This window comes from Paucilactobacillus vaccinostercus DSM 20634, from assembly GCF_001436295.1.
Taxonomy (GTDB): Bacteria; Bacillota; Bacilli; order Lactobacillales; family Lactobacillaceae; genus Paucilactobacillus; species Paucilactobacillus vaccinostercus.
On sequence record NZ_AYYY01000063.1, the window covers coordinates 1 to 7,438 of the forward strand.

Here is a 7,438-nt window from a genome sequence, read left to right on the forward strand (position 1 = left end):
AAAAACCTACAATTTTAAACCGCCATAAAACGACATTTTATCGCCGCTATTGACAAATGTAAATACTGTTTAAATTAAATAAACATATATGTTTATTTTAAGCCGAAAAAACTTTGTTTTCTTAAGTTGCAAACCTCTCTCAGAGCCGGTAATATCTGCTGTATCGAATTTAAATTAAGAATGAGAGCAGGTACAGGATCGATGAATATAACAAACATTAAAGGCATCGAAGCCCAAATTGAGGATGAACGGCTATTATTTTTTCTGGGATGGCGTGTGCTTCTGATCAACGATACAAACGGTATTTTAGGATTTTCAGACAAGTATGATGGTAGTGTGAGTGGAATAGCGAAGGACGGGAATCACTACGCTGTGAATTTCATAACTGGTAGATCACGGCATATCGAATTTGACGAGGTTATTAATCGGTTCGCTAGTATGGGTGATATGGACTGTTTCCAGCCACAGGCCGACTACCGCAATGTGGGATTTCAAGTCGAACATGATTCGATGCAATTCTTATTGGTGGCGGGGTATACACCGTTTCAAATTAATAAAACGAGGTTACTTCCAGCACCTGAATTTCGTGACATTGGGAAAGTTGACCGGATTAAGGTTACTGTGAATGGTCTATCCGTCTATAACCCTGGAGGCAACAAATTTCTATTTGCAGCTAAGAAAATTGGACATCGATATTTACGAACAGAACTTGATCGACAGTATCCCACGTTAGAAAAAGTGCAGAAGGAACAACAATTGATTGAAGGAGTTGGAATTTTGGAACATATTGATGAACGGACAGAAAGTATCCCAAGCGAATACATTGCCGTAGATTGTGAGTTTGCCACACGTAAAAGCCATAAAAAGAATGAATTGGGCACTGGCATTAAGCAAATTGCGGCCATCAGTTACCACGGTGATGAACAAGGATCCGTCTTTCTGAATGATTATGTTTATGATGATCGGTATATGGACGCCACGATTCTGAACAGTCTGAAAGAAACCAATGAAACCTTCAAAACATTTCAGGACCAGGCTAATGAATTGTCGGTAATTAAAAAGTTTATCAACGAAGTTTTAGCCCAAAATCTGTGCTTAGTTTTTTATGACCAAAGTAATGATCTAAAGCATTTGCAAGCGGCTGCTAAGTATTATCGTGAACAGTTAACACCTGATGAAATTGAAATTTTAAACAGACGTCACGAGGTTTTTGATCTAGAGCGCTATATTGTCGATTGGAAAAAGTCACAGGGACTGGATGATAGCCAACCATCGGCACTCCAGAAAGTGTCTATTGTACTCGGAGTGCATAACCCACACCAGCATGTTGCCCAATGGGATGTTGCCACGATTCATGAAACGTTGTTGAAATTCAAAGACTTCATCCAACGACCAGATATGACCATTAGCGCGCCAGCACCGATTGGTAACGTGCAAGTAGGCCAGATCACATTGGATACATCCGTTGAAACTATTGAAAAAGTAGCAACTCAGAAGCCGATGCGACAACATAAGTATGATTATGATGAAATTTGGAAAATGTACTTGCAAGGCTTAACGGTGAAAGAAATTGCGCGATGTGTCAATGGTAACGCCGGCTCAATTCGAGTGATTATTCAGAAAATAAAGAAGCAGTGGAAAGCTAGCTAAGAATTCACATGCAAAACTAGAATTCATCCAACGATAGCAAAAAGGCCACTTCATAAGCGAAGTGGCTTTTAGTGGGTAATATTAAACATGCAGATAAATATAAGTGTACTATGGAATAGCTACTAAGCAGCTATTTATCAGCAGGACTAGTTGATTTGAAAGTACAAAAAAAGCCATGCGATAACGGGTAGCATGGCTAGCGTTGCCTCGCGGAGGTGCCAGGCAACGCAAGAGACGTGTGATGGGGTTAACATCACAGTTATATTATCCATCAAAGTAACCTGATTACAAGATGAACGTGGGTATTATTGCAATAAATTCAAATGGTTATCTTACTTTGTGACTAAGAGCCAAATAATAGAAGTCACCACAGCACCGATAACGATACCTTCAAGGACTAGTTTATCCTCGTGTTTTTCCTTTGCAGTGGGTTTGCGAATTACCATATACCCATGGTGGTTTCCCTTTTTCCAGCGTTTTACTATTGGTAGCATCTTGCATAGCCTCCTTAAAATAAGTCTTTAAGTTGAGCCTTTTATGGCCTAATGTTATAATAAAAGTACCAAAGAGGGCGAGGCCTAATTCGCCCTCTAGTGAGTTACCATGCTAGGTATATATGAAGTCTGAAGATTAAGATATTGATTTGTAGGTCAATCTTAAATTCTTTAGGCTTTTTTATTATCCTTTTCATGGGAGGCTCACCTCCCTCCTTGGTACCCTTTAACAATACGGTATTACAGCCTTGTTATCAATAAAGAAGTTAATATTCGATAGTGTTATTTCCAGATGGGAACTCCTGCCAGCGTGCTACGATCGTGTGGAAGGCAGCGAGTACACAAACAACGATTCCAATAAAACTTTTTAGTAGTCGTCATTGTAATATCGCCAACTTCAAACGATATAGCTGTGGTATGTGAGTACCTGGTCCTATCATGTCTCGAAATATATGCTAGGTTACTTTATTATGGCGTAGATTCTATCTAGAAAGATGTGTTTATACATAGAAGAATAACTGACTTCAACGTTAACCCTTGTAAAGAATTTATAAAAGTAGTACTCTGTAAAGCTCTACTACGGAGCCTAACCATTATGTAATGGTTGGAACTTGAAAAGCGGGGTAGCCAAATGAACTCACAACCAACACCAGACCAGCGACTGACAAATGCTGAAATGACAGACAAAGTTACACGACTCAAGACGGTAAGCACACCAGTAGATGTCACACAGTTACAGGAGGCAAAATTACATTTCAAGGACCAAGCTGATATTCTAATTCCAAGCCGCTGTGTCCAAGAATTAGAAATTAAAGCTGATCCGGAGTCCGAAAACCGGCTTAAAGGACTCATTCTTTCAATCAATTTGGAAGATTGTAACGATGAAATTGTCACAATTCTAACGAAACAGCTACAGACTAAAGCCGATATCGACGAACTATCATTAAAATTTATGGATCATACCGAACAGTACGAAGTCGTATGGTCACCATTATCAACAGATGAGGCGAATTACAGTCAAAAATATGCAATTACACAGGAGACAGTCACGATTATTGCCGAGATTCCCAAACGTTACGACTGGCATGATCTGTTAAAAGTTGCTGAATATCCTGAATTTCTGAATAAAATGGCTACGACCGTTAGCGACCTTTACAATGACTGGTCCTATGAAAAAGCCATAGAGATGTTTTATGCCCAAATTCATGAGATGAGTCGTCTATTGCCAGACGCGGAAATTCAAGATGATCGCAAGTATCTGTGGGCCCGATACCGTAAAGAGGTAGATGATGACGGATGGGACGATCACTGGGATCCCGTCATTTATGACCCGTTCCAAGAAAACGAGTATAGTGATGATTCAGTGTTCGCAGTAGACTTTGTGCCGTATTCCGAGATTTTGGGGATGCAGGTGCAAGTTGATTCAGATGGTGATTTTTGGGACGGCATCGCTTGGCTCCTGTGGGAAATTTCATATGATGGTGTGTCGGATGAAGATCGCAACGCGGCGGCCCAGTCCCTTAAGGTAACGATTGACGACGGTCTCCGTGAATCTAAGACTATGGACGAAGTGGCCCACCGGATCGATTACTACGTCACAACCCATATTACTGATCCGACATTACCAGATTTCGTAGATCGCTATTGGCCGCTTGTCACGGGTCCTAACGAAACAGATCCAATGTTTCTTGATATGGGGGTTACGCATGTGGCGGAATTAGACGAAACCCTTTATCATGAATTTATTGAAAAGTTTGGCGCTTTAACAGATTCAGCTATCGAATAATTGATTATTTAATGTGGTAGCTGAATAGTATTAATCATCGGCGAACCTTATAAGCATTCATTCATGCAATGAACCAGTTAGGATTAAAATCTAGAATTGGAAATATTATAAACGCATACCACAAAGATTGCATATGTTGAAATGCAGAAACCATTGTGATATGCGTTTTTTGTATTGCCGAGTACATATTTCTCTACACTTGTGATAGATCATGATACCTTGATATTAGGGGAAATTTGGGAAAATAAAATCGTGTTTATGGGTACACCCAAAAACACGATTAGTAACGTTCATAGATACAATGTTCAACTGATAAGTATACGTGCAACTATTAACATATGATACTTAATACTTGATTAGAGTGTACCATTAATTTTAAAGATGTAAACATCTTCATTCATAAAAAAAACATGTTTTTTTCTCTTTTATATCAATATATAGTCAATATTTGTTCAAATGGATAAATTAATTTGAACGAAGTTCGTTAATTATCCGATAAACCACGCTATTGCTAACACCAGTTTTTCTAGTGATTTCAACTATTTTATAGTTAGCCTTGATCATTTTTACAATTGTGTAATAGGTTGATTTTGCATCCTCATCTTTTGAGTTTGGACCATATTTTATGGCGCGACCTTTATAAATGCCACGTTTTTTTGCTAGTTCGATTCCTTGGCGACGTCTTTCAGTAATTCTTTCAAGTTCGTCGGCTGCGGTAAATTTTTTTAGTTCAATCATTAAAGTTTTCAGTAGCTTTTGGACGTTTTGATTTTGAACTTCTTCAAAGCTTGGAATGTCTAAAATGTGCAGTTTGGCACCTTTTAAATGAATATCAAACATAACTTTAGTCAAGTGATCTTGATCTCTGCCTAGTCTTTCCAAACTGATTACGACTAGTTCGTCTCCTTTAGTTAACTTTTGAATTGCCTTTTTTAAGATCGGACGATTAATATCAGCACCCGAAGCTTTTTCTTTAAAAATAATTTTTATGCCATTTTCTTTCAATAATTTGATCTGTCTGGCTAAGTTCTGTGTATTCGAACTAACCCGGGCATAACCGTACTTCATAGATAATACCTCCGAATTAAAAATAGTGTTTTTGGGTGTACCCATAAGCATTTTAATAGTGTTAAGGATTTCAGAAGGGACGCCTTGTTTTTTTATGGTACGTTACCCAATTTAACTGATTAAGTAAAAACTACGAACATAGACTAGCACTTACTTTTAGGAGGTATAATTGTATGACTGGGAAAAATAGAGGTATAAATGGCAAACAGTTGAATGGATCTTCGATAGATATGAAGCGCCACGTAAAGATGTATAAGGCCGGCAAGAAGTGGCTTGCTGCGGGACTTTCAACTGCTGTATTGGGATTGACAGTTATTGGTGGTCAGCAAGAAGTTAACGCCAGTACCAATTTAAGCAATGTTGAACAGGGAACATCGGAAGCTACAAGCTCGGTAAATTCTAGTGCGTTAAATGCAAGTTCAGCGGTTGTTTTGAATACTTCCAGTAGCAGTAGCAATGTTGACAATAGTGCACACGAAGATCAAGGCGCAACTGTTAGTCAGTCAATTCAAACTGAAAGTAGCGCATCATCAGTTGGCAGCGCTGTGAGCAAAACAGCACAAGATTCATCAACGGGAACAATTCAGGCTACAAGTAATTCAAACAATGTACAGGTAACAAACTTAAGTAATCCTTCTAGTGATGAAATTACTGTAGCACAAAGTGCGGCAAGTGAACGTTATCAACAAACTGGGCAACCACAACAAATAAATGCAGTAGCAGCTACTACGCCAGTGGCGGAGACTACTGGAACAGTGACTGTTAATTATGTTAATAAGGATACTGGAGAATTAATTACATTTAATCAGAGTCAGTCCTCATTAACAGCTGATGCGGGTACAGTCGTCAATGGTAGTTATATTGCTAAGACAACGATCAGTGCAGCAAGTGTCACTAAAATGAAAGTTAATACAAAATATGCACAAGCCTCAATTGCGGGTTATAAATTCGTAGGTAATGATACTACAGATTTTACTTTTGTTCCTATTGGTGAAACGAAAACGATTATTGCATATTATGAGCAACTAGCACCGTTGATCGTCCAATATGTCAATGAAGATGATGAATCGGATATTATTTACCAGAATATATATGATGTAAGCAAACCAGGTATGCGAGCCAGTGGACTATCTAGTTATGATGTTAGCTATAATATTCCCGAACTATGGGGGTATACCTATGATTCGAGTAAAACGGATCAATCAACTTTGAAGGGCACATTTAAGTCAATTGATGATACGGACGGGCAAGCGCTAATTGTAAAGGTCTTCTACAAAAAGACAACATCAGATATTAACAAAGGGGCATTATATTTAACTGGCGTTATTAACCAACCAGTTAGTGATTCTAATTCTAATGGGAGTGGTGATAATAATCCGTCAGTAAGTTTTAACGGTACTTCGTTGCCATCAACGGCAATTAAAATTAGCAATTCTACCAGTACGACTCCAGCGCAATATCAGAATTATACTCTAGTCGAAGCTACTGGATTTAGTGCTTCTGCAGAAACTTATTTGGGTAGTTCGGCATCATATATTCCAAACCAACCTGTAAAAGTGGTATTTGGAGACGATTCCACTGGTAAAGTACTGTTGACTAAGTCTTTGGGAGATTTTGATCCAGCGAACGGTGTTATTCCATCTGGAAACTATGATACAAGTGTGGTGAATGATGAGCAACAATCCTCGCTTGAGAGTCAGGGATATCGGTTACTTGGAGTTTATGGTATGACATCTGGTACTTACGATGAAATGCATAGGGTTGTGTACTACATGTATACGCCAAAGTTAGATTATGGTGAAGTAACTGTTACTAGAACAATAAATTTTACTAGTTCAGATAGCAGCGCGGTATTACCAAATCCTGAAGTTCAAGAAGTCACGTACAAAACCGTGAAGAATGAAGTAACGGGAGAAATTGTGTATACGCCGCAAGAAGCATTTTATGAATATATTGTTCCTAATGTTGAAAATTATACGGCTAGTCAATCTAAAGTTGATCAGGAAGCGTTAGCACCATCTACTACTGCACCAACTAATCAGACTGTGACGATTAACTACACTCCGGCACTCGTTCACGGTGAAGTAACGGTTGATCGTACGATTAGTTACGAGAAAATAAATGGATCGAAATTGCAAGCCGATACTGTTCAGCAGGTAACGTATAAATTTGAAACAAATAAAGTAAGTGGTGAGACTGTATATACACCACAAGGATTTTATCCAGCTATTGTTTCTCCTAGCTTTTCCGGATATCAAACTACACAAACGACAATTAATCAAGATTTATTGAAGCCGACAACTGAAACACCAAAGAGCACAAAGATGGTAGTTTCCTACACACCAAACAAGCAACGTGCAACGGTTGAAATCGTTGATCAAAATGGTAAGAAGCTCGACACGATTAATGTAGAAGGTGTCAGTGACGGAGCGGTTGATCA

General features: G+C 38.6%; 5 protein-coding genes. 3 read left to right on the forward strand and 2 right to left on the reverse strand.

Features of this window, described 5'->3' with window-relative positions; all coding sequences use genetic code 11:
• Positions 1-201 precede the first annotated feature (201 nt).
• The gene (locus tag FC26_RS10495; RefSeq protein ID WP_057780391.1) at positions 202-1,650 is read left to right on the forward strand and encodes a hypothetical protein; all 1,449 of its coding nucleotides are present in this window, start codon (positions 202-204) and stop codon (positions 1,648-1,650) included.
• A gap of 332 nt (positions 1,651-1,982) precedes the next feature.
• On the opposite strand, the gene FC26_RS12805 is transcribed toward FC26_RS10495, so the two are convergent.
• Positions 1,983-2,144 carry a hypothetical protein gene (locus FC26_RS12805; protein WP_157061198.1) on the reverse strand — a complete coding sequence of 54 codons (162 nt, stop codon included), beginning with the start codon at positions 2,142-2,144 and terminating at the stop codon, positions 1,983-1,985.
• A gap of 631 nt (positions 2,145-2,775) precedes the next feature.
• Here FC26_RS12805 and FC26_RS10500 point away from each other — a divergent pair.
• Positions 2,776-3,930 (forward strand): hypothetical protein, encoded by a 1,155-nt coding sequence (locus FC26_RS10500; protein ID WP_057780393.1) that lies wholly within the window; start codon positions 2,776-2,778, stop codon positions 3,928-3,930.
• A 465-nt stretch (positions 3,931-4,395) separates the two neighbouring features.
• On the opposite strand, the gene FC26_RS10505 is transcribed toward FC26_RS10500, so the two are convergent.
• Positions 4,396-4,998, reverse strand: a complete 603-nt coding sequence (locus FC26_RS10505) for a recombinase family protein (RefSeq protein ID WP_057780395.1) — start codon at positions 4,996-4,998, stop codon at positions 4,396-4,398.
• A 173-nt stretch (positions 4,999-5,171) separates the two neighbouring features.
• Here FC26_RS10505 and FC26_RS10510 point away from each other — a divergent pair.
• Positions 5,172-7,438: mucin-binding protein (locus FC26_RS10510; protein ID WP_202813372.1), on the forward strand; the 2,267-nt coding region annotated here is incomplete at its 3' end.

Excerpts from the sequence above, each read along its gene's own strand:
- FC26_RS12805 (WP_157061198.1), bottom strand. The coding sequence starts at position 2,144 with ATGCTACCAATAGTAAAACGCTGGAAAAAGGGAAACCACCATGGGTAT.
- FC26_RS10505 (WP_057780395.1), bottom strand. The coding sequence starts at position 4,998 with ATGAAGTACGGTTATGCCCGGGTTAGTTCGAATACACAGAACTTAGCC.
- FC26_RS10495 (WP_057780391.1), top strand. The coding sequence starts at position 202 with ATGAATATAACAAACATTAAAGGCATCGAAGCCCAAATTGAGGATGAA.
- FC26_RS10500 (WP_057780393.1), top strand. The coding sequence starts at position 2,776 with ATGAACTCACAACCAACACCAGACCAGCGACTGACAAATGCTGAAATG.